The sequence below is a fragment of the Nonomuraea sp. NPDC049129 genome (assembly GCF_040648495.1).
In the GTDB taxonomy this organism is placed as follows: domain Bacteria; phylum Actinomycetota; class Actinomycetes; order Streptosporangiales; family Streptosporangiaceae; genus Nonomuraea.
This window is the reverse complement of record NZ_JBEZDU010000012.1, coordinates 90,857-109,819: the sequence shown is the minus strand read 5'-3', so window position 1 is coordinate 109,819 and position 18,963 is coordinate 90,857. Positions and strand designations below refer to the sequence as shown.

Sequence of the window (18,963 nt, the reverse complement as noted above, 5' to 3'; positions counted from 1 at the left end):
AGAGTGACTGGTATAACTGGTCCACTGAGGAGTTGAGTCCGTGCGCGTGCCGCCAACCGTGTTCCCCGATCCCGAGGCTCTGGGACGCGCCCTCGCCGCGGAGATCGCGACGGAGCTCGAAGACGCCGCCCGCCGCGGCCGGCCGTACGTTCTCGGCTGTCCCGGCGGGCGCAGCGCGCACAGCACCTACTCGGCGCTGGCGGACGAGGTCGCGGCCCGGAGGCTGGACCTGGGCCACGTGGTGATCGCCATGATGGACGAGTACGTCGTCCGCGCCGAGGACTCCGGCCTGTTCCGCCGGATCGCCCCGGGCCTGCCGCACAGCTGCGTGCGTTTCGGCCACGCCGAGATCGTCGAGCCGCTCAACGCGGCGGCCGGCGCCGGGCGCGGCATCACCCACGACAGGCTCTGGGTGCCCGATCCCGCCGACCCCGACGAGTACGACCGCCGGATCGCCGGCATCGGCGGCGTCGACCTGTTCATCCTGGCCTCCGGCGCGAGCGACGGCCACATCGCCTTCAACCCCGCCGGCACCGGCGCGAACACCCGCACCCGCGTGGTGGAACTGGCCGAGCGGACCCGCCGCGACAACCTCGTCACCTTCCCGACGTTCGGCGGGCTGGAGGAGGTCCCCGCGTACGGCGTGACCGTGGGCGTCGGGACCATCCGGGACCTGTCGAAGCGCGTCGTGATGGTGGTGCACGGCGCGGACAAGGCCGAGGCGGCGCGCCGGCTCGCCGCGGCCGAGGGCTACGACCCCGGCTGGCCCGCCACCGTTCTGAGCGACTGCGCCCGGCCCCGCCTGCTCGCCGACGCGGCGACCGGCCTGGTGGCCGCGCAGCCCGCGTTCGACCGTCCCTGACCTGCACCTAGCCTCTATTGACACCCTTGAGGAGACAGTTATGGCCCGCATCAAGCTCGCGTATCTCGGCGGAGGTTCGTCGCGCGCTCCCGGGACGATGGCGTCGTTCATGCATCACGGCGCGGAGTTCGACGGCTCGGAGTTCGTGCTGATCGATCTCGACCCCGCACATCTGGAGAACGTCAAGACGATCACCGAGAAGATGGCCCGCAACGCCGGTCTCGACATCACGGTGACCGCGACCACCGACCAGCGGGAGGGACTTCGCGACGTCGACGCGGTGTTGTCCAGCTTCCGGCCGGGCGGATTCGCGGCGCGGGCGATCGACGAGCGGATCCCGCTGAAGTACGGCGTCATCGGCCAGGAGACGCAAGGACCCGGTGGCATGATGATGGCGCTGCGCTCCGTGCACGTCATCAAGGAACTGTGCGCGAACCTCGCCGAGGTCGCGCCGGGGGCGCGGATCTTCAACTACACCAACCCGGTCAACATCGTCTCTCAGGCCGTGGCCGACAACACCGACATTCCGATCGTGTCGTTCTGTGAGGGGCCGATCGTCTTCCCGCCGGTCGTGGCCAAGGCGGCGGGGCTCGACCCGGACAAGCTGGCCGCCAACATGACCGGGGTCAACCACAACTGCTGGTCGAACGAGGCCACCTACGACGGCCAGGACGCTTTCCCGATCCTGCGCGAGCGCTGGGAGGCGCTACGGGACCGGCCGACCGACGACGTCAACGGCATGCGCGCGCTGCACCTCGCCGTGGCCATGGAGTCGATTCCGTCGGATTACTTCAACTACTACTACTTCAAGGACGAGATCCTCCGCGAGCGGCAGCTGGCGCCGCTGACCCGGTCGGAGGTCATCATGGCCTCGCTCGACGGCTACTGGGCGCACTACCGCGAGCAGGCCGAGTCTGACGCGCCGCACCTCGACCCGGCGCGTTCGCGCGGCGGCATCCATGAGCTGGAGCTGGCGATCGACGCGATCAGCGCGTTCTACAACGACACCGGCGCGCGACTGCCGTTCAACATCCCCAACGCCGGCGGCGCGCTTCCCGGGTTCGACGAGCGCACGGTGGTCGAACTGTGGGGCACCGTCGACGCGAAGGGCTTCCACCCCGAGCCGCAGAAGCCGCTGCCCCGCTCCGTACTCGGCATCACCCGCCAGCTCGCCGATTACCAGATCCTCACGGCCAAGGCGGCCTGGGACGGCACGGTCGCCGATGCGGTACGCGCCCTGACGGCCAACCCGCTGGTCCCCTCGCTCACGGTCGCCGAGGCGCTGTACGGCGAGCTCGCCACCGCCCAGGCCGCTTGGCTGCCCGAGCGGCTGATCCCCTGATCATGAGCACGCTCTACCTCGGCGTCGACGCCGGCAACAGCAAGACCGCCGCGCTGGTCTGCGACGCGACCGGGATGATCGCCGGGGCGGGCCGGTCGGGCTGCGGCGACATCTACGGCGCGGCCGGTCCGGAGGCGGCGGTGAGCGAGGTGCTGGCGGCGATCGGCACCGCCCTCGCCCAGGCGGGGGCGCGCCGTGCCGACGTCGCCGGCGCGGCCTTCCGGCTGGCCGGGGTCGACTGGCCCGAGGACCGGACCTACTGGGAGCACGCCCTCGGCGAGAGGTACCCCTCCAGGTCGATACTCAACGACGGGTACGCCGCGATCCGGTGCGGCGAGCCGTCCGGTGTCGGCGTCGCGGTCGCGGCCGGCACCGCCGCGGCTATCGCGGCGCGCGGCCCCGACGGAACCCTGTGGGACATGGGCTGGCGGGGCCAGCACGCGATGGGCGCGCTCGGCCTGGCGATCGAGGCGTTCCGCGCCGTGAACCTGGCCGAACTCGGTCTCGGCCCGCGAACGGAGCTGACGGCGGCGCTGCTGGCGCACTACGACCGGCCCTCGGTGGATGAGCTGAACCACTGGTTCACCCGTCGTGAGGGAGCCGCCACCCACCCGCAGAAGGCCGGGTGCGCGCGGGCGGTCACCGCCGCGGCGGTCGCCGGCGATCCGGTCGCGGTGGAGATCGTCCAGGCGCAGGGCCGTCACCTCGCCATGTACGCCGGCGTGGCCGCGCGGCGTACCGGCCTGATCGCCGCCGGCGGGCCGGTGAGCGTGGTGCTGTCCGGGTCGGTGCTCATGGCGGACGCCTCCCCGGTCACCCGGGCGATGCTGGCGGAGTTGCCCGCGCACGTCCCCGGCGCGGTGCCGCACCGCGGCGCGCTCCCCCCTGTCGCCGGGGCGACGCTGGACGCTCTGGGCGAGGGTGGCGTGCCCCTGAGGGAAGCGGTTCTGGACCGACTGGCGGGCACGCTCCCGCCGAAGGCGTTCCTCGAAACCTGACAGGACTCCACCTCCTGAGAGGAGCGCCATGAGCGCGCCCATCGAGCCGGACGAACCGCCCGTCGGCCGTCATGTCCGACGGGCCGGCCGGCGTACGCGGCCTGACGCCGTCAGATGGGGCGGAACAGGTCGGCCTGGAAGCGGTAGGCGTCGCTGCGGTAGATCATGCGGCCGGCGAGAATGGGAGTGCCGTCGTCGGCGTAGGTGACCTCCTCGCCGACCAGCACCGGGGCGCCGCGATCGACCTGGAGCAGCCGCGCGATCTCCGCGTCGGCGGCGTCCGCGCGCACGGTGTAGGAACTACGTGCGATGCGGATGCCGCACTCGCGCTCAAGCGTCTCGTACAGGGAGCGGTCGGTGAGGTCGACGTCGGCCAGTGCCGCCGCCTGGGACAACACCACCACGCTCGAGTCGAGACAGACGGGCACCCCGTCGAGACTGCGCAGCCGGCGCAGCTCCAGGACGCGCGCGGCCGGGGCGATGCCGAGCTGCTCGGCCTCCTCGAAGCTCGCCGGTCGCTCACTCCGCAGCAGGATCTCCGCGGTCGCGGTGAGGCCGCGGGCTCTGGCCATCTCCGAGAAGCTCTGCAGGGTGCTCGGCGGCTCGCCGACGACGTTGCGGGCGACGAACCAGCCGCGCTGCGCGGAGCGCTCCAGCTTGCCCTCGTCAGCGAGGCGAGCCAGGGCATGACGTAGAGTCGAACGGCTGACGCCGAGGCTTTCGGCCAGGTCACGCTCCCCGGGAAGCCGGCTGCCCGCCGCGAACACTCCCCGCCGGAGGGCGTCACCGAGCCTCCGGTAGGTCTCCATAACGGCGCTGCCCGCCTCCGTGTCCACACCGGTGCTCATGGCGGTCACGGTAGCACGCGGGAGCGGACCAGACATACCGAATTCTCGCACGGGATCGCCGGACGGCAATGGCGGACACTCCCCTTACCGCTGGAACGCCAAGCAAACCATTTGATGACATCTGGACTAACTGGTCTGGTCACCCTATGCTCGTCGATACCCGGGAGCCCGTCGGCTCGCCGATGAGGCGGCTGCCGACGTCACCGTCCGGCGGAGCCCGTTCCTCCCCTCGAAGACAGGAGACACCGTGGTCACGCTCGGAAGAACCACGCTCGGAAGAACAAGGCGACTCGCCGCCGTGGCGACATCACTCGCGGCGGCGGGGCTGCTCACGGCTTGCGTGCCCGGCGCCTCCGGCGGGGCCGTGACCGAGACCTCGACGGCCGGACCGGTCATCACCGACCCGGCGAAGATGGGCAAGGCCAGCCTCCGGGTGCTCGACTACTTCACCGGCGGCACCGACCTCGCCTGGATCAACGACGTCGTCTCGGCATTCGAGAAGAGGTACCCCAACATCAAGGTCGAGCGGACCTCCATGCCGTGGGACGACGTGATGAAGGCGCTGCCGCTGAGGCTGCGGTCCGGGAACCCACCCGACATCGTGCCCGCCAACAACGGCTGGCAGTCGCTCGGCACCCTGGTCCAGGGCGGGCTCGTCCGCAACCTCGACGACTACGCCGACGCGTACGGCTGGCGCACGAAGTTCCCGGCGTCGATCCTGCGCCAGCACCAGTTCTCCACCGACGGCAAGCAGATGGGCACCGGGTCGGTGTTCGGCGCCCCGGTGGCACGGGCGTCGGTCGTCGAGGTGTACTACAACCGCTCGCTGCTCAGCCGGATCGGCGCGACCGTGCCGAAAACCTTCGCCGACTTCGACAGCGCCCTGGCCAAGGCCAAGTCAGCCGGACTCACGCCGATCTCCCTGGGCAATCTGGAGCAGGTGGGCATCACCGGCCCGCTGTTCGCCACGATGGACGCCCTCGGGCAGCAGAACCGGATCTCCGACTTCATCTACTCCCAGAACGCCGTCCAGATGGCCGACACGGGCTTCCCCGAGGCCGCCGCCAAAGTGAAGCAGTGGGCGGACAAGGGCTATCTCACCAAGGACTTCGCCGCCGTCCCGAGCCAGGACGCGGCACAGGCGTTCGTCGACGGCAAGGCGCTCTTCCGGTTCGACTACTCCGGCTCTCTGCCGCTGAAGAAGGGCCAGAGCAAGGACTTCGGATCGTTCCTGATGCCCCGCGCGGACGGCGGCCACGCGGTCGCGACCGCGTCGTCGGCCAGCAACCTCTCCGTATCCGCCAAGAGCGCGCACCCGGACGCCGCCGCGGCGTTCCTGAACTTCGCGGCCAGCCCCGAGGCCGCGCGGATCGCCGTGGAGCACACCACGATGCCGCTGCTCGCCACCGTCGAACCGGCCGGTGACGACCCGCTGTTCGCCGACGACGTCGCCGCGGCGGCCCAGCTCTCGGCCGACGATGCCTCCGTCCCGTACCTCGACTGGGCCACGCCGACCCTGCTCACCACGATCCAGACGCAGATGCAGGACCTGCTCGCCGGCAAGGTCCAGCCGGAGGCGGTCGTCCGATCGGCGCAGGCCGACTACGACAAGTTCCAGCGGACGCTGGGGAAGTAGCCGCGCCATGGTGACCGTGAAGCAACTCCCGGCGCGCAGCGCGTCCGCGCGGACCACGCAGCATGCGCAGGCACCCTCCAGCCACCGCCGCAGGCGCCGGTGGCTGGGGCTGGCCTACCTGGCGCCCGCCCTGCTCGTGTACGGGATCGTCGTGCTCGTTCCCGCGGTCCAGGGCGTGTGGCTGTCGTTCTACCACTGGAACGGCATCACCGCGGCGACGTGGGCGGGCCTGGCCAACTACCTCGGCTTCCTCCAGGACCCGGCGCTGCGGCAGGCGATCGAGCACACCCTGTTCTTCATCGTGTTCTTCTCGGTCCTGCCCATCACGCTCGGCCTGACCAGCGCCGCGCTCACCGCCCGCAAGGACGTCAGGGGCGCGGCGGTCTACCGCTGGATCATCTTCCTGCCACAGGTCCTCACCCCGGCGGTCACCGCGGTCATGTGGAAGCGCGTTTACGCACCCGACGGGCCGATCAACTCGGTGCTGCGCGCCTTCGGCCTCGACTCCCTGGCCCACGGCTGGCTGGGCGACTACGACTGGGCGCTGCCCGCGATCGGCCTCGCCGGCACGTGGGCGGCCTTCGGCCTGTGCATGGTGCTGTTCATCGCCGGCACGCAGTCCATCCCGTCAGAGCTGTACGACGCGGCGCGGGTGGACGGCGCGGGCCCCCTGCGCGAGTTCCGAACGGTGACCCTCCCCGGGCTGCGCGGGCAGCTCGCGATCGCCGTGACCCTCACGGTGCTGGGCGCGATCCGGGTGTTCGACATCGTGTGGCTCACCACCCGCGGCGGCCCCGGCACCTCGACCATCACCCCCACCATCGTCATGTACCAGCGCGCCTTCGCCAATCCCGATGTCGGGTCGGCCTCCGCCATCGGTGTCGTCCTGGCGCTGGTCTCCCTTCTCATCGCGCTCGTCGTGGTACGGCTCACCGAGGACGGAACCCGATGATCTCCACCCGGGAAAAGCTCTTCAACTACGCGTTCCTGACGCTCCTGGCCGCCAGCGTGCTGTTCCCGATCGTGTACATCCTCGGCGTGGCCCTCAGCCCCAGCACCAGCGGCACGCTCGACCTCGCCCATCCGCAGTGGTCCAACTTCGCCGCCGCGTGGCAGCAGGCCGGCTTCGCGCACTACCTGCGCTCCAGTGTGATCATCACCGGGATCGTCGTGCTCGTCTCCACCGTGCTGGCGGTGATGAGCGGGTACGCGTTCGGCGTGCTCGGCGTGGTCGGGGAGAAGGCCATCTTCCCGCTCATGCTCCTCGGCATCATGATCCCGATGGAGTCGATCATCGTGCCGCTGTACTACGACTTCCTGTCCTTCGGCCTCACCGACGGCTACCAGGGCATCATCCTCGCGCACGTCGGCATGGGCGTGAGCTTCGGCGCATTCTGGATGCGCGCGGCGTTCCGTACGGTGCCGGCCGGCATCGCCGAGTCCGCCGAACTCGACGGAGCCGGCTCCTGGACGCGCCTGTGGCGGATCTACCTGCCGATCTCCCGGCCGGCCATCCTGACGTTCGTCGTGCTCAGCTTCATGTGGACCTGGAACGACTACTTCCTGTCCCTGATCCTCGTGGCCGACTCCGGCCACCAGCCCCTGACGCTGGGGCTCGGCACGTTCTCGGGCCGCTACCTCGTGCAGGTCAACCTGCTGGCCGCCGCGGCGGTGCTCATGTCGCTGCCCATCGTCGGCCTCTACCTGTTCTTCCAGCGGCAGTTCATCCGCGGCATGCTCTCCGGCGCCCTCAAGGGCTGATCCCCGTTCTCAGAAAGGTCGCTCATGAAGATCGTCGACGCCACTGTGGTCCTGACCAGCCCGGGCCGCAACTTCGTCACTCTGAAGGTGGAGACCGACGAGGGCGTCACCGGCCTCGGCGACGCGACTCTCAACGGACGTGAGCTCGCCGCGGCCGCCTACCTGCGTGACCACGTCGTCCCCCTGCTCCTGGGGACCGACCCCCACCGCATCGAGGACACCTGGCAGTCCCTCTACCGGGGCGCGTACTGGCGGCGCGGGCCGGTGACGATGGCCGCCATCGCCGCCGTCGACACGGCGCTGTGGGACATCAAGGCGAAGGTCGCGGGCCTGCCGCTCTACCAGCTGCTGGGCGGCGCGAGCCGAGAGCGGGTCGGCACCTACGGCCACGCCGGCGGGCGCGACATTCCGGAACTGCTCGACTCCGTCCGCGCCCGGCTCGCCGACGGCTATCCGGCGATCCGGGTGCAGGCGGGCGTCCCGGGCCTCAAACGGGTGTACGGCGTCACCTCCGCCACCGGGCGCCGCCCCGTCGTGGAGGACTGGGACACCGCCGCCTACCTGCGCACCATCCCCAAGGTGTTCGACGCGGTACGCCAGGAGTTCGGCCCCGACCTGCCGCTGCTCCACGACGCCCACCACCGCCTCACCCCGAATCAGGCGGCCCGGCTGGGGAAAGATCTTGAGCCGTACGACCTGTTCTGGCTGGAGGACTGCACCCCCGCCGAGAACCAGGAAGGGCTGCGCCTCGTCCGCCGGCACACCACCACACCCCTGGCCATCGGCGAGGTCTTCAACACCGTCTTCGACTACCAGACACTGGTGACCGAGCAGCTCATCGACTACGTGCGCTCCGCCGTCACCCACTTCGGCGGGGTGTCCCCGCTGAAGAAACTGTTCGACTTCGCCGCCCAGTACCAGATCAAGAGCGCCGTCCACGGACCCGAGGACATCTCCCCCGTCGGCATGGCCGCCGCCATCCACCTCGGCCTGGCGATCCACAACTTCGGCATCCAGGAGTACGCCGGACACACCGACCTGACCCACTCCGTCTTCCCCCACGCCTACACCTTCACCGACGGCCACCTGCATCCGGGACAAGCGCCGGGGCTCGGCGTCGACCTCGATGAGGAACTGGCGGCCGCGCACCCGTACGAGCCGTCCTACCTGCCGGTCAACCGGCTCCAGGACGGCACCGTCCACGACTGGTAATGCCTCTTCGAGAAGCCCAGCTCGCCTGGGGAGCGGGTACGAACTCAGCGGCGAGCACGTCCACGCGCGTACCACCGGTCCCGCCGACGCGCAGCCGTCCCGTGCGGATGAGGCCGCCGGATGACCGGCACCCCGTTCCCCCTGTGGAATTTCCTGCGCGGGCTGCGTCGCCCACGATGAGGACACGGTGAGGACCGGCGACCGCCTGGTGACCCTCGCGAGGACGGTCTGAGGCGGACACCGGTCGTCGTACCCGCCCCGGCTCTCACGGCCGGGTCCCCGTCAGGCGCGGGTCCCGGTGGCGAATCGCACCGTGCGGGGGAGCACGAACGTCTCGTACGCCAGGGCGTCTTCCAGGGCCGCCCTGGCCTCCGGGTGCAGGTATTCGGGGATGGTCTCCAGGGAGGCGCGGCGGGCGGCCGACCACAGCCAGTCCCATACCTGTCCGGCCTCGACGACCACCTCGAACACCACGTCCTCGCAGCGAACCCCCTCCAGTCCGCCCGCCACGAGCAGCTCGGTCAGCTCCTCGGCCGTGTTGAGGGTGCGGTGGAAGGGGGCGGTGCCCGCGTCGGCGGTGTACGGGGCCAGGGCCCGCGCCACGAGGCCGAGCAGGTCGGCCTCGGCCGGGCTCGCCTGGGCCAGCAGGCTGGCGGCCAGCCGTCCGCCGGGCCGGAGGAGGCCGGTCATGGAGCGTACGGCGGCCAGCGGGTCGGGCAGGAAGTACAGCATCATCCCGGCCAGCACGACGTCGAACCGCTCGCCGGGCAGCAACTCCTCGGCCCGTTCCGCGTCACCCTGGAGGACCGTCGCGTGCGTCAGGCCGTGCCGCTCGATCTCGGCCGTGGTGGCGGCGACCATCCCCGGCGCGAGGTCCAGCCCGACCACCCGGCCCGTCGGCCCCACCGCCCCTGCCGCTGGGACCAGTGAGGCGCCGGTCCCGCATCCGACGTCCAGCACCCGGTCGCCCGGCTCCGGCGCGGCCTGCCGTACCAGCTCGGCGGCCACCGGGCCGAAGAACGGCACGCCGACCTGTTCGTAGGTGCCGGACGCGCGGTCGAACACACCGGCCATGTACTGCTTGGCATCCATGACGACTCCTTTGCGACAGAGGGGGGGAGGAGAGGGTGGAGTTGCGGTGGGAAAGGCAATCACAGCGGGCACTGGGCACTGGGCATCAGGCCGTCAGACCCGAGGCCGTGAGGCCCCGGGCCGTCAGAACAGCAGGGCGTCAGGCGCCTTCCGTCGGGGTGAAGCGGAGACGGAAGGTGGCAGGCCGGGCGTGGAGTTCGTACTGCGGCAGCGTGGCCGGACCGCACGACGCGGTGCCGACGCCGTGCTGAGCGAAGTCCAGGTTGACGTGCACCCGGTCGCCCGGCGTCAGGTCCGGCCGGTGGCGGGCCGCCTCCAGCTCCGCCGTGGTCCAGCGGCGGGCGGTGAGGCCGAACACCGGAGCGCCCGTCACCCGGAGGCCGCCGGACTGGCCGGTCAGCTCGGCCCAGCGGACATCCGCTCGGTGCCCGTTCTCCTGCGGGTAGACGTACGGCGTCTGCAGGTCCTCGACGGTGGCGGACCATCGGCCTACCCTGGCGGCCATGCCGGTGTCGGGGTACGCCTCCCCCGGACCCCTGCCGAACCAGGTGACGTCGCCGAACGCCGCGGGCAGCGCCATCACGACGCCGAGCCTCGGAAGGGGCAGGCTCCACTCCCCGTCCGGCTCGACGTCCACGGTCAGTTCCAGCCCGCCGTCCGTGGCGGTCCACCGGTAGACCACGTGCAGGCCCAGGTCGGTGGCCGCCGGTGCGACCCTGGCGCGTACGGTCAGCCCGTCGCCGGTCTCCACGGCGTCCACTCGGTGGGTGAGCCGATGCAGGCCGAGCTGCCGCCAGCGATCCGCCAGCCCGCCGTAGGTGTCGTTGTCGATCGGCGCCCGCCAGAGCTCCAGCCGTGGCCCCTCGACCTCGATCCCGAACAGGCGGGTGAGCCGCCCGGTGCCGGGGTCGAACTCCAGGTCCGCCTCAGAACCGACGCCCCGGCCACCAGACGCCGCCCGGGCTGCGGAGGTCAGGCCGCCCTGGGCGCCAGATGACAGTCCGGCTTCGGTGGACAGGCGGGTCTGGCCCCACGCCACCTCGTGACCGGCGGCGGCCCACGGCTGGTCGGTGGCGAGCACCGCCCGTACCGTCAGCCAGCGCTCCCCCTCCCCACCGGGCAGGTCGGGCAGCTTGACCTCGCCACCCGTCGCGGGCACGTCGAGCGGGAACTCGGCGACCGCCACCCCCTCCTCCTCGACCACCGCGACGAACCCCAGGTGCGACAGGTCGCGATAGCCGTGGTGGTTGGCCACCCGCACGACCTGGGCCTGGTCGTCGAAGGCGAACCGGACCGGCTCGAACACCTTCTTCAGGTCCAGCAGTCCCGGCGAGGGCGTCCGGTCGGGGAAGACCAGCCCGTCGATCACGAAGTTCCCGTCGTGCACCGGCTCGTCGTAGTCACCGCCATAGGCGTACTCGAACTCCGGGTGTGCCAGACCGTGATCGATCCACTCCCAGATGAACCCGCCGGCCAGCCGTGGATAGCGCTCGAACAGCTCCTGGTAGTCGGCCAGGCCGCCGGGCCCGTTGCCCATCGCGTGGGCGTACTCGCACTGCACGAACGGCATCGCCCGCCGCCTGGCGTCGAGCTCGGGGTCGGCCAGCGGGTCCTCCACCCCCTGCCCGATGGCCTCGACCTCGGCGTGCGAGGCGTACATCCGCGAGTACACGTCGGTGTCGGCGCACGAGCGGTCGCCCTCGTAGTGGATCGGCCGTGACGGGTCGCGCTGCCGGGTCCAGTCGGCCATGAGGCTCAGGTTCTGGCCGACTCCGGCCTCGTTGCCGAGGGACCACATGATCACGCTCGGGTGGTTCTTGTCCCGTTCGACCGTGCGGCGCATCCGGTCCACGCACGCCTCGGCCCAGCGCGGGTCGTCCGTGGGGTTGCCGCGCCAGCCGACGTGGCCGAAGCCGTGCGTCTCCAGGTCGCACTCGTCGATCACCCAGAGGCCCAGCTCGTCGCAGAGGTCGAGGAAGCCGGGGTGCGGCGGGTAGTGGCTGGTCCTGACGGCGTTGACGTTGTGGCGCTTCATCAGCAGCACGTCGGCGCGCATGGTCTCGTACGGTACGGCGCGGCCGTGCTCCGGGTGGAACTCGTGCCGGTTCACGCCCTTGAGCAGCAGCGGACGGCCGTTGGCCAGGAGCACCCCGTCCTCGATGGAGATCGTGCGGAACCCGACACGCACCCGTACGGTCTCCTCGGGCAGCGTGACCACGGCCTCGTACAGACGGGGCGTCTCGGCGGTCCACGGCTCGGCGTCGACGACGATCTCGGTGCCGGGCGCCAGGTCGGCGACGCCGAGCTCGGCGATGGCCAGCCGTCCGGGGCCGTCGAAGCTCAGCGTGCCGCGACCGTCGGCATAGGCGGCGTGGACGAAGACGTCGGCGGCCGAGCGGGTCAGTGACACGTCCCGGAAGATGCCGGGCAGCCACCACATGTCCTGGTCTTCCAGGTAGCTGGCGGCCGACCACTGGTGGACGCGGACGGCGAGCACGTTGCGGCCCGGCACCAGCCACGGTCCGGCGTCGAACTCGACGGGCAGGCGGCTGCCGGTCGAGTGGCCCAGCTCGTGGCCGTTCAGCCAGACCCGGGCGAAGGACTCCACGCCCTCGAACCGCAGCCGCCCGCCGGTCCAGCCCTCGGGCAGGTCGAACACGCGGCGGTGGTCACCGGTCGGGTTCTCGTTCGGCACGTGCGGCGGGTCGACGGGGAAGGGGTACAGGTCGTTGGTGTACGCGGGCGAGCCGTGCCCGTGCAGCTGCCAGTGCGACGGCACCGGCAGGGTGTCCCAGGCGGAGTCGTCGTAGCCGGGATCGGCGAAGTCGTCCGGCAGGACAGCGGACGGAGAGAGGCGGAAGCGCCAGTCGCCGTTCAGGTCGAGGGAAGGGGCGTCAGAACGTAGTGCGGCCCTGGGTTCGAGGCGGCCCGAACCGGGTGCGAAGTTTTCGAGATCCATCGCCGCCGAGCCTAAAGGTTCTGGGCGGTTTCGTCATTGATGAGTATTGGTGAGTATTGGTGAGTTTCTTGTCCGTCCTGGTGCAACCGGCCGGCGTCTTGTCCGTCCCGGTGCAGTCGGACAGCGGCGTCATCTCGCGCGGGCCGGACGGCCCCCCGCCGTGAGATATCCGGCCAGCAGCGCCTCCGCCGTGGCCGCCACCCCGTCGTCTCCCGGCAGGAAGTCCGGGCTGTGCAGCCCGGCGGCCGTGTCGACGCCGACGAACATCATCAGCGACGGCATCACCGACGCGTAGGCCGCGAAGTCGTCCGCGCCGCACGAGCGCAGCTCCTCGGTGACCGTCCATCCCTGGTGCCGCAGCAGTTCCCCGGTCTGTACGGCCAGCGCCGGGTCGTTGGCCAGCACCGGCTCCCCCGGCAGGACCCGCACCTCGCCGTGGCAGCCGTGCGCCCTGGCCACGTCCTCGACCAGCTGGGTGAACCGGTCGTGCAGGCCGCGGCGCCACGACTCGGACATGGTCCGCAGCGTCCCCCTGGCCACGGCCTCGCCGGGGATGGCGTTCGGCGCGGTGCCCGCGTTGACCATGCCGAACGTGACCACGGTGGGCACCATGGGGTCGGCGGCGCGGCTGACCATCTGCTGGGCGGCCACGATGATCTGGGACATGGCCACGACGGGGTCGCGGGCCAGGTGGGGGTAGGCGGCGTGACCCTCGGCGCCCCTGACGGTCAGCTCGAACTCGTCGGCCGAGGCGTTGACCGCCCCTGGCGTGCAGGAGACCACGCCGGCGGTGAGTACGGGCTGGACGTGCGCGCCGATCATGGCGCGTACCTGGTGCCGATCGAGCACGCCGGACTCGACCACGTCGAAGGCGCCGGAGGGGTAGGTCTCCTCGCGCGGCTGCAGCACCACGACCAGCGGCGCGATCTCGTCCCAGCTCCAGGCGGACAGTCCCGTCGATCCCGGATCCCCTGCCTCCTCCACCCCGGCGTCCACGACGGCGCGGACCTTCGCCACCGCGCGGGCCAGGGCGACGACGGCGGCCAGGTGCACGTCATGACCGCAGGCGTGCATGGCGCCGTTGGTGGCGGCCCACGGGACGCGGGTGCGCTCGGCGATGGGCAGTGCGTCGAGCTCGCCGCGCACGCCGACCGCGGGGCCGGGAGAGCCGATCCTGATCACGGCGCCGGTGCCCGCCACGTACTCCACGAGGCCGCCCGACAGCGCGTCGAGCACGCGTTTGAGTGTCGGCCCCTCCTCCCCGGACACGCACGGCTGCGCGTGCAGCTCCCGCCTGAGCTTCACGGCGGCGGGCAGTTCGTCAAGTAGCGCCTCGCGCAGCAGTTCCCCCGGGCTCACCCAGATGCTCCTTTCGTCACTCCTTCCCCCGGTGCCCATTTCGCCGCCGTCCTCACCCGTCCGGGCCCAGGTCGTACACGCGGCGGGCGTTCTCAGCCCCCACCATGGCCGCCACGCGCACCGCCTGGGCGGCCGACCACTCGCCGTCGGCCACGAGGCCGCCGAGCACCCGCGCCATCGCCCGTCGCCACAGCTCGGCCCCGAGATGGTGCAGCTCAGCGGGCCCCCAGGCGTCCGACGAGAAGAGGATCTTGGCGAACGGCGCCAGCTCCAGGCTCTCCGCGACCACCTCGGCGCCGCGCGCACCCGTGTAGGTGACGCCCAGGCCCACGTCGAAGTAGACGTTCGGATAGGCGTGGGCGAGGAACCCGGCGTGACGCTGGTACGGGTAGCAGTGCAGCAACAGCAGCGGCACCCCCGTCGGCTCGGCCAGTTCGATCAGCCCGCGCAGCAGCAGCGGGTCGGATCGGCGCAGGTCGAGGTCGGGATCGCCGAACCCGGTGTGGAACTGCAGGGGCAGCCCGCGCTCGATACCGGCCCAGATGACGTGGCGCAGCAGCACCGGGTCACGGAGTCGCCCGCCCTCCTCCTGCCACCGGCCCGCCGCCTCGGCGACCTCGGCCGGGCCGGGCCGGGCGGGGTCGAAGTCGAGGCCGTGGCGGTAGGCGGCGATGGTCTTCAGGCCGCGGGCCGTACGGGTGCGCTCGTGGAGCGCCTCGCCGAACCGGTCGGCGAACCCGGCCGCGTCACCCTCGGCGACCTGCTCGGCCACCGACTCCAGGCGGACGATCTCGTCGGCGGGCCGGCCGCTGACCTCGGCCATGCCCGCCGGGCTGAGGATCTCCTCGCCCCGGTAGCCGGTCTCGACGAGGAAGTGACCCACCCCGGAGGCCGCCAGCAGCCGCCCGTTGACCTCGGCCGCGCCCAGCCTGGCCCTTCTGGCCAGGTATTCCTCGGGCGTGGGGTGCGGGTCGAGGCCGAGCACGGGCGCGCAGTGGCGCAGGATCGCGTGGCCGACCTGGGAGTCGAACTGGGTCATCCAGTGCGGCACCGGCCGGTCCGACTCGGTGATCAGCTCCTCGAACGCGGTACGCGTCAGGTCGTGCGCGGTGGCTCCGTGGACATGGTGGTCGACCAGCTCGAGCCGTTCGATGGTCTCGACGAGGTCCGTCATGACGTCCATTGTGTCCGGCGGTGGGGGCCGGGTGTGGTGACCCCCACCGCCGTGTGTCAGGCGCCTGTTACGTCAGGCGGCCGCTTTTGTCAGGCGGCCGCGTTGGCCGTCAGCGCGATCGTCGCCTGGCGGGTGACGCCGCTGACCGTCAGCGCGACGGTCACCTGGCCCTTACGCAGCGCCGTGAGCGTCCCCGTCGCGGGGTCGAGCACGGCGACGTCCCAGGGCTTGGCGCTCTGCCGCGACCCGATGTGCAGGTTCGGCGAGCCCGACCACGCCACGGACACCGGGTAGGCGGCGGGCACCACCCGGGTGCCCTGCTTGACCGTCGCCGACACGGCCGCGGTCTTGCCGACCTGCACGGTCGCGGGGGCCGCGAGAGCGAGGTCGTCCACGTGCGGCCGTACCTGGGCGCCGAGCCAGCTGGGCGCGTCGGCGAACCAGTTGCGCTTGACGTGCTCCGCCTCCTGCGCGGTGACCGGGTCCACGCCCCACAGCGACCAGCCGGTGAAGCCGCCGTCGTCGGCCGCGGTGGCCGGGTTCTTGCCGGAGTTGCCGTTGATGAAGTACGGCACCGCGTCGACGTGCGAGGCGTTGAACGTGCCGACGTGGGCCCCGATGTAGGCGGCGCCCTTGCCGGTGGTCCGCTGGAAGTCCGCCAGCCAGCCCTCGACCAGCGCGGCCTCCTTGCGGTCGCCGAGCTGACTGCCCTTGCCGGGCGTGGGGTCGCGCGGCGGCACGTGGAACAGCACCGCCACCGAGCCGACGGACGCGTCCCGAGCCGCCGCGTCGAGCTGGGCCCGGAGCAGGGCGACCTGGTCGAAGCCGCCGCCCCGCAGGTTCAGCCGCGAGGTGTCCAGCGTGACGAACCGGGTGCCCTTGTGGTCGAAGGTCTGGTACGTGTCGCCGAAGACGGCCTTGAAGTTGTCGATCTTGCCGCCCATCACCTCGTGGTTGCCCGGGATGTAGTGGTACGGCAGCGTCCCGCCGAGCTCCTCGTCGAGGATCTTCTTGGCCAGCGCGAAGTCCTCGGGCGACGCCTCGTCCACCAGGTCACCGTTGATCAGCAGGAAGTCGGGCTTGGCGGCCTTGATCTCCTGAAGCGTACGGCGGGCGTTCTTGACGATGTCGCTGTCCGGGTCGCGGGCCACGAACTGGGCGTCCGACATGACGGCGAACCGCCACGGCATCTTGGCCACCTCGGGCTTGACGACCGGGTCGGCGACCTTCTGGGCGGGCGGCGCCGTCACCGACGGCGGCACCTTGGCCACCAGTCCGTCGATGAGGATGTCGTTGGTGTACTTCGCGTCGGTCTTGGTCTCAGCCACGTAGAAGCGCCGCAGCTTGAGCGGGTAGGTGACGCCGGACGGCACGGCGAACTCGACGTACTTCCAGCCGGTCCAGGTCATGTACGGGCCGCGCAGGATCTGCGACTGCCCCTGGCCGTCGTAGAACTCCAGGCTGGGCCACTCGCCCTTGCCGGTGGAGTTGATCCACAGGCCGAACGCCTGCGGCTGCCCCGCCACCTCGATCTGCTGCGGCGGGCTGGCGTAGGCGGCGCGGGTCGCGGTGGACTGGGTGAAGTCGTACGACAGCTTGAGGCCGCCCCCGCTCTGGCCGGGCGCGGCCGACAGCGAGCCGGTGGCCCGGGCGGCGGCGAAGCTCCACTGGGCCGCGTTCTCGAAGTCGGCGACCGGCTTGTCCTCGAAGCCCACGGTGACGGGCACGGCGGTGCTGATCTTGCCCACCTTGGCGGTGATCAGGCCGGACGTGGTCGCCTTCTTGGACTTGACGGTGAAGTAGCCCTGGTCGGCGGGCGTCACCTCGAAGGCGTCGTGGTCGTAGTCGAGCGTGAGGTCGTCCGGTTCGATGGGCGCGGTGTTGCCGTTGTGGTCGTAGCCGACGACGCCGAAGGTGGCCGTGGCGTCCGCGCCGGCCAGGCCGACCCGGTCCACGGTGGCGCCGAGCCGCTGGAGCGGCTGGAGCACGGTCAGCTGCAGCGTGCCCTTGGCGGCGCCACGGGAGGCGGTGACCGTCGTCTGGCCGGGGACCAGGGCGTGGAACTTGCCGTCACGGATGACGCCGTGCACCATCGGCTCGGCGCGCCAGGACGGGGTGCCGGCCGCCGGGCCGTACGTCTCGTCGTATCCGGCGGCGGTCAGCCGCCGCGTGAGGCCGGGGAAGACCCGGTCGGGGCGGCCACCGGCGACGGGAGAAGCACCGGGCGCCTTGGCGGGGTCGCCGGCCGTCTCCAGCCAGAAGCCCTTGAGTTTGCCGCTGCCCTCGGGGGCGAACAGGGCCAGGCCGTTCGGCACGTGACGCTCGCCGCCGTCGGACGGGCTGTTCTCGACCTGGACGTCGGCGGAGCCCGGCTCGCGGGCGAGCATCGTGGAGGAGCCGCCGCCGTCGAGGTTGAGCGCGTTGGCGGCGCCGAGCTCGACCATCATCGCGGCCAGCTCGTTGAGCGTGACGCCACGGCTGTCGGCCTGGCGGCCGTCGACGGTCAGCAGGTACATCTTCCTGCCGTCGGCCGAGAAGCCGACCGCGGTGCGCGGGTGCGCGGCCGGGTCGGTGGAGCTCTGCACGGCGCCGTCCTTGACCAGGACGTAGTTGCCGCCGACCGCCGCCTTGACGGCGTCGCCGTCCGACGACTTCGGCTGGTACTTCACGTCGATCTTGTCGCCTTGCTTGAGCCCGGCCAGCGTGGCGGCCGCGGCGTCACGGCCGAGCAGGATCGTGGTGCCCGCCGGGATCGGGCCGGTTCCCGGCGCCTGGCGTACCGCCGAGACCACGCCGTCGACCAGCTCGACCTCGGTCACGGCGGTGGCGCCCTCGACGGCGCGGGCCCGATTGTAGGAGCCCCACAGCGGCGTGAACAGGCCGACCCCGCCCGCCTGGACGATCTGGTTGAACTGGGTCAGGGTGATCGGCGCGCCGCCTGCGGGGGTGGCGGTGCCCTCGAAGTACATCCTCAGCACCCGCCCGATGCCGTCGCCGGTGATCGCGACGGCCTTGTCGTGGCCGGAGGCGGGCGACTGGATGAGCGTGCCGTTCTGGACGCCGATGCCCAGGGCGGCGCCCGAGCTGTTGATGTCGAAGAAGTCGCCGTTGACGGCCGCGACGGCGTGGGCGCGCTTGGCGGGCCCGGACAGCGGCTCGGTCTTGGACACCTCGCCGGAGTAGACGTAGTCGGCCTTCGCGGCGCCCAGGTCGGCGGTGACGGCGTCGGCCCGCAGCCAGCCGAGCTCGTCGTAGCGGTCGAACGAGGTCAGCGAGATGCCGGGGGCCACCGGCCGGGTCTTCTTGGCCGTCTCCAGCTGCTTGCCGGTGACGGCCTGGGTCAGCAGCGTGGAGGGCGGCGGATAGGACGACGCCTTCAGCGCGTCTTCGGCGGGGGGTTGGGGATCGGCCTGCGCGGGGGCGGCGATCCCTAAGACGAGCGCGGCCGCGACGGCCGCGTAGCGGAGGGTCTGCACGACCGAACTCAATCGTTCGCGGTTATAACTTTCAAGGCTTGACGATGAACTAAAGAATAATTTCAGCGGCTTCCGGCGACCGAACTGATCCACAAAGGTGGCATCCCTCTTACCCCAGGTGTGCGTGCGCGCCCACCGGGCAGGCTGCAGGGGAGGCAAAATCCCCCATCACTGGCGTTGTTGCTGTTATCAGCGCAGACTGGAAAGACGGCGATCCCGTAGAGCAGCATCCCGTGGAGCAGTG

At 71.4% G+C, this 18,963-nt stretch carries 13 protein-coding genes; 7 read left to right on the top strand and 6 right to left on the bottom strand.

Features of this window, described 5'->3' with window-relative positions:
- The first annotated feature begins 40 nt into the window (after window positions 1–40).
- Genes AB0B64_RS33880 through AB0B64_RS33870 form a run of 3 tightly spaced genes read left to right on the top strand, consistent with a single transcriptional unit; the run spans window position 41 to window position 3,202 of the window.
- Window positions 41–862, top strand: coding sequence for a 6-phosphogluconolactonase (locus tag AB0B64_RS33880; protein ID WP_357957148.1), 822 nt, complete (start codon window positions 41–43; stop codon window positions 860–862).
- Between the two features lie 40 nt (window positions 863–902).
- Complete coding sequence (locus AB0B64_RS33875; protein ID WP_358182343.1) at window positions 903–2,204, top strand: hypothetical protein; 1,302 nt, start codon at window positions 903–905, stop codon at window positions 2,202–2,204.
- A gap of 2 nt (window positions 2,205–2,206) precedes the next feature.
- Window positions 2,207–3,202, top strand: a complete 996-nt coding sequence (locus AB0B64_RS33870; protein WP_357957152.1) for a BadF/BadG/BcrA/BcrD ATPase family protein — start codon at window positions 2,207–2,209, stop codon at window positions 3,200–3,202.
- 110 nt (window positions 3,203–3,312) lie between these two features.
- Here the strand turns inward: AB0B64_RS33870 and AB0B64_RS33865 are convergent, their stop codons facing one another.
- Window positions 3,313–4,050 carry a GntR family transcriptional regulator gene (locus tag AB0B64_RS33865; protein WP_357957154.1) on the bottom strand — a complete coding sequence of 246 codons (738 nt, stop codon included), beginning with the start codon at window positions 4,048–4,050 and terminating at the stop codon, window positions 3,313–3,315.
- Between the two features lie 298 nt (window positions 4,051–4,348).
- On the opposite strand from AB0B64_RS33865, the gene AB0B64_RS33860 reads away from it, so the two are divergent.
- The 4 genes from AB0B64_RS33860 to manD are packed head-to-tail and all read left to right on the top strand — an operon-like array spanning window position 4,349 to window position 8,659.
- Entirely contained in the window at window positions 4,349–5,686 is a 1,338-nt protein-coding gene (locus AB0B64_RS33860; protein ID WP_358182340.1) for an extracellular solute-binding protein, read from the top strand.
- 7 nt (window positions 5,687–5,693) lie between these two features.
- Window positions 5,694–6,638 carry a sugar ABC transporter permease gene (locus AB0B64_RS33855; protein WP_358182337.1) on the top strand — a complete coding sequence of 315 codons (945 nt, stop codon included), beginning with the start codon at window positions 5,694–5,696 and terminating at the stop codon, window positions 6,636–6,638.
- On the top strand, window positions 6,635–7,447 hold the full coding sequence (locus AB0B64_RS33850) for a carbohydrate ABC transporter permease (protein ID WP_357957160.1): 813 nt from the start codon (window positions 6,635–6,637) through the stop codon (window positions 7,445–7,447). The genes AB0B64_RS33855 and AB0B64_RS33850 overlap by 4 nt, the downstream gene beginning before the upstream one ends.
- Before the next feature lie 24 nt (window positions 7,448–7,471).
- Window positions 7,472–8,659, top strand: coding sequence for a D-mannonate dehydratase ManD (gene manD / locus AB0B64_RS33845; RefSeq protein WP_357957162.1), 1,188 nt, complete (start codon window positions 7,472–7,474; stop codon window positions 8,657–8,659).
- Window positions 8,660–8,941: 282 nt separating this feature from the next.
- On the opposite strand, the gene AB0B64_RS33840 is transcribed toward manD, so the two are convergent.
- The 5 genes from AB0B64_RS33840 to AB0B64_RS33820 all read right to left on the bottom strand — a co-directional run bounded on the left by AB0B64_RS33840 (window position 8,942) and on the right by AB0B64_RS33820 (window position 18,719).
- Complete coding sequence (locus AB0B64_RS33840; protein ID WP_357957164.1) at window positions 8,942–9,751, bottom strand: methyltransferase domain-containing protein; 810 nt, start codon at window positions 9,749–9,751, stop codon at window positions 8,942–8,944.
- 139 nt (window positions 9,752–9,890) lie between these two features.
- Window positions 9,891–12,710: a glycoside hydrolase family 2 TIM barrel-domain containing protein gene (locus AB0B64_RS33835; RefSeq protein WP_358182334.1), complete on the bottom strand. Its 2,820-nt coding sequence runs from the start codon at window positions 12,708–12,710 to the stop codon at window positions 9,891–9,893.
- Between the two features lie 129 nt (window positions 12,711–12,839).
- Entirely contained in the window at window positions 12,840–14,069 is a 1,230-nt protein-coding gene (locus AB0B64_RS33830; protein ID WP_357957168.1) for a M20 family metallopeptidase, read from the bottom strand.
- Window positions 14,070–14,121: 52 nt separating this feature from the next.
- On the bottom strand, window positions 14,122–15,243 hold the full coding sequence (locus AB0B64_RS33825; protein WP_357957170.1) for an amidohydrolase family protein: 1,122 nt from the start codon (window positions 15,241–15,243) through the stop codon (window positions 14,122–14,124).
- 89 nt (window positions 15,244–15,332) lie between these two features.
- Window positions 15,333–18,719: a phosphodiester glycosidase family protein gene (locus AB0B64_RS33820; RefSeq protein WP_358182331.1), complete on the bottom strand. Its 3,387-nt coding sequence runs from the start codon at window positions 18,717–18,719 to the stop codon at window positions 15,333–15,335.
- Window positions 18,720–18,963 lie beyond the last annotated feature (244 nt).

What these genes read in the sequence shown, in the direction of transcription:
- AB0B64_RS33875 (WP_358182343.1), top strand. Translation starts at nt 903, where the DNA reads ATGGCCCGCATCAAGCTCGCGTATCTCGGCGGAGGTTCGTCGCGCGCT.
- AB0B64_RS33870 (WP_357957152.1), top strand. Translation starts at nt 2,207, where the DNA reads ATGAGCACGCTCTACCTCGGCGTCGACGCCGGCAACAGCAAGACCGCC.
- AB0B64_RS33865 (WP_357957154.1), bottom strand. Translation starts at nt 4,050, where the DNA reads ATGAGCACCGGTGTGGACACGGAGGCGGGCAGCGCCGTTATGGAGACC.
- AB0B64_RS33855 (WP_358182337.1), top strand. Translation starts at nt 5,694, where the DNA reads ATGGTGACCGTGAAGCAACTCCCGGCGCGCAGCGCGTCCGCGCGGACC.
- AB0B64_RS33850 (WP_357957160.1), top strand. Translation starts at nt 6,635, where the DNA reads ATGATCTCCACCCGGGAAAAGCTCTTCAACTACGCGTTCCTGACGCTC.
- manD (WP_357957162.1), top strand. Translation starts at nt 7,472, where the DNA reads ATGAAGATCGTCGACGCCACTGTGGTCCTGACCAGCCCGGGCCGCAAC.
- AB0B64_RS33840 (WP_357957164.1), bottom strand. Translation starts at nt 9,751, where the DNA reads ATGGATGCCAAGCAGTACATGGCCGGTGTGTTCGACCGCGCGTCCGGC.
- AB0B64_RS33835 (WP_358182334.1), bottom strand. Translation starts at nt 12,710, where the DNA reads ATGGATCTCGAAAACTTCGCACCCGGTTCGGGCCGCCTCGAACCCAGG.
- AB0B64_RS33825 (WP_357957170.1), bottom strand. Translation starts at nt 15,243, where the DNA reads ATGACGGACCTCGTCGAGACCATCGAACGGCTCGAGCTGGTCGACCAC.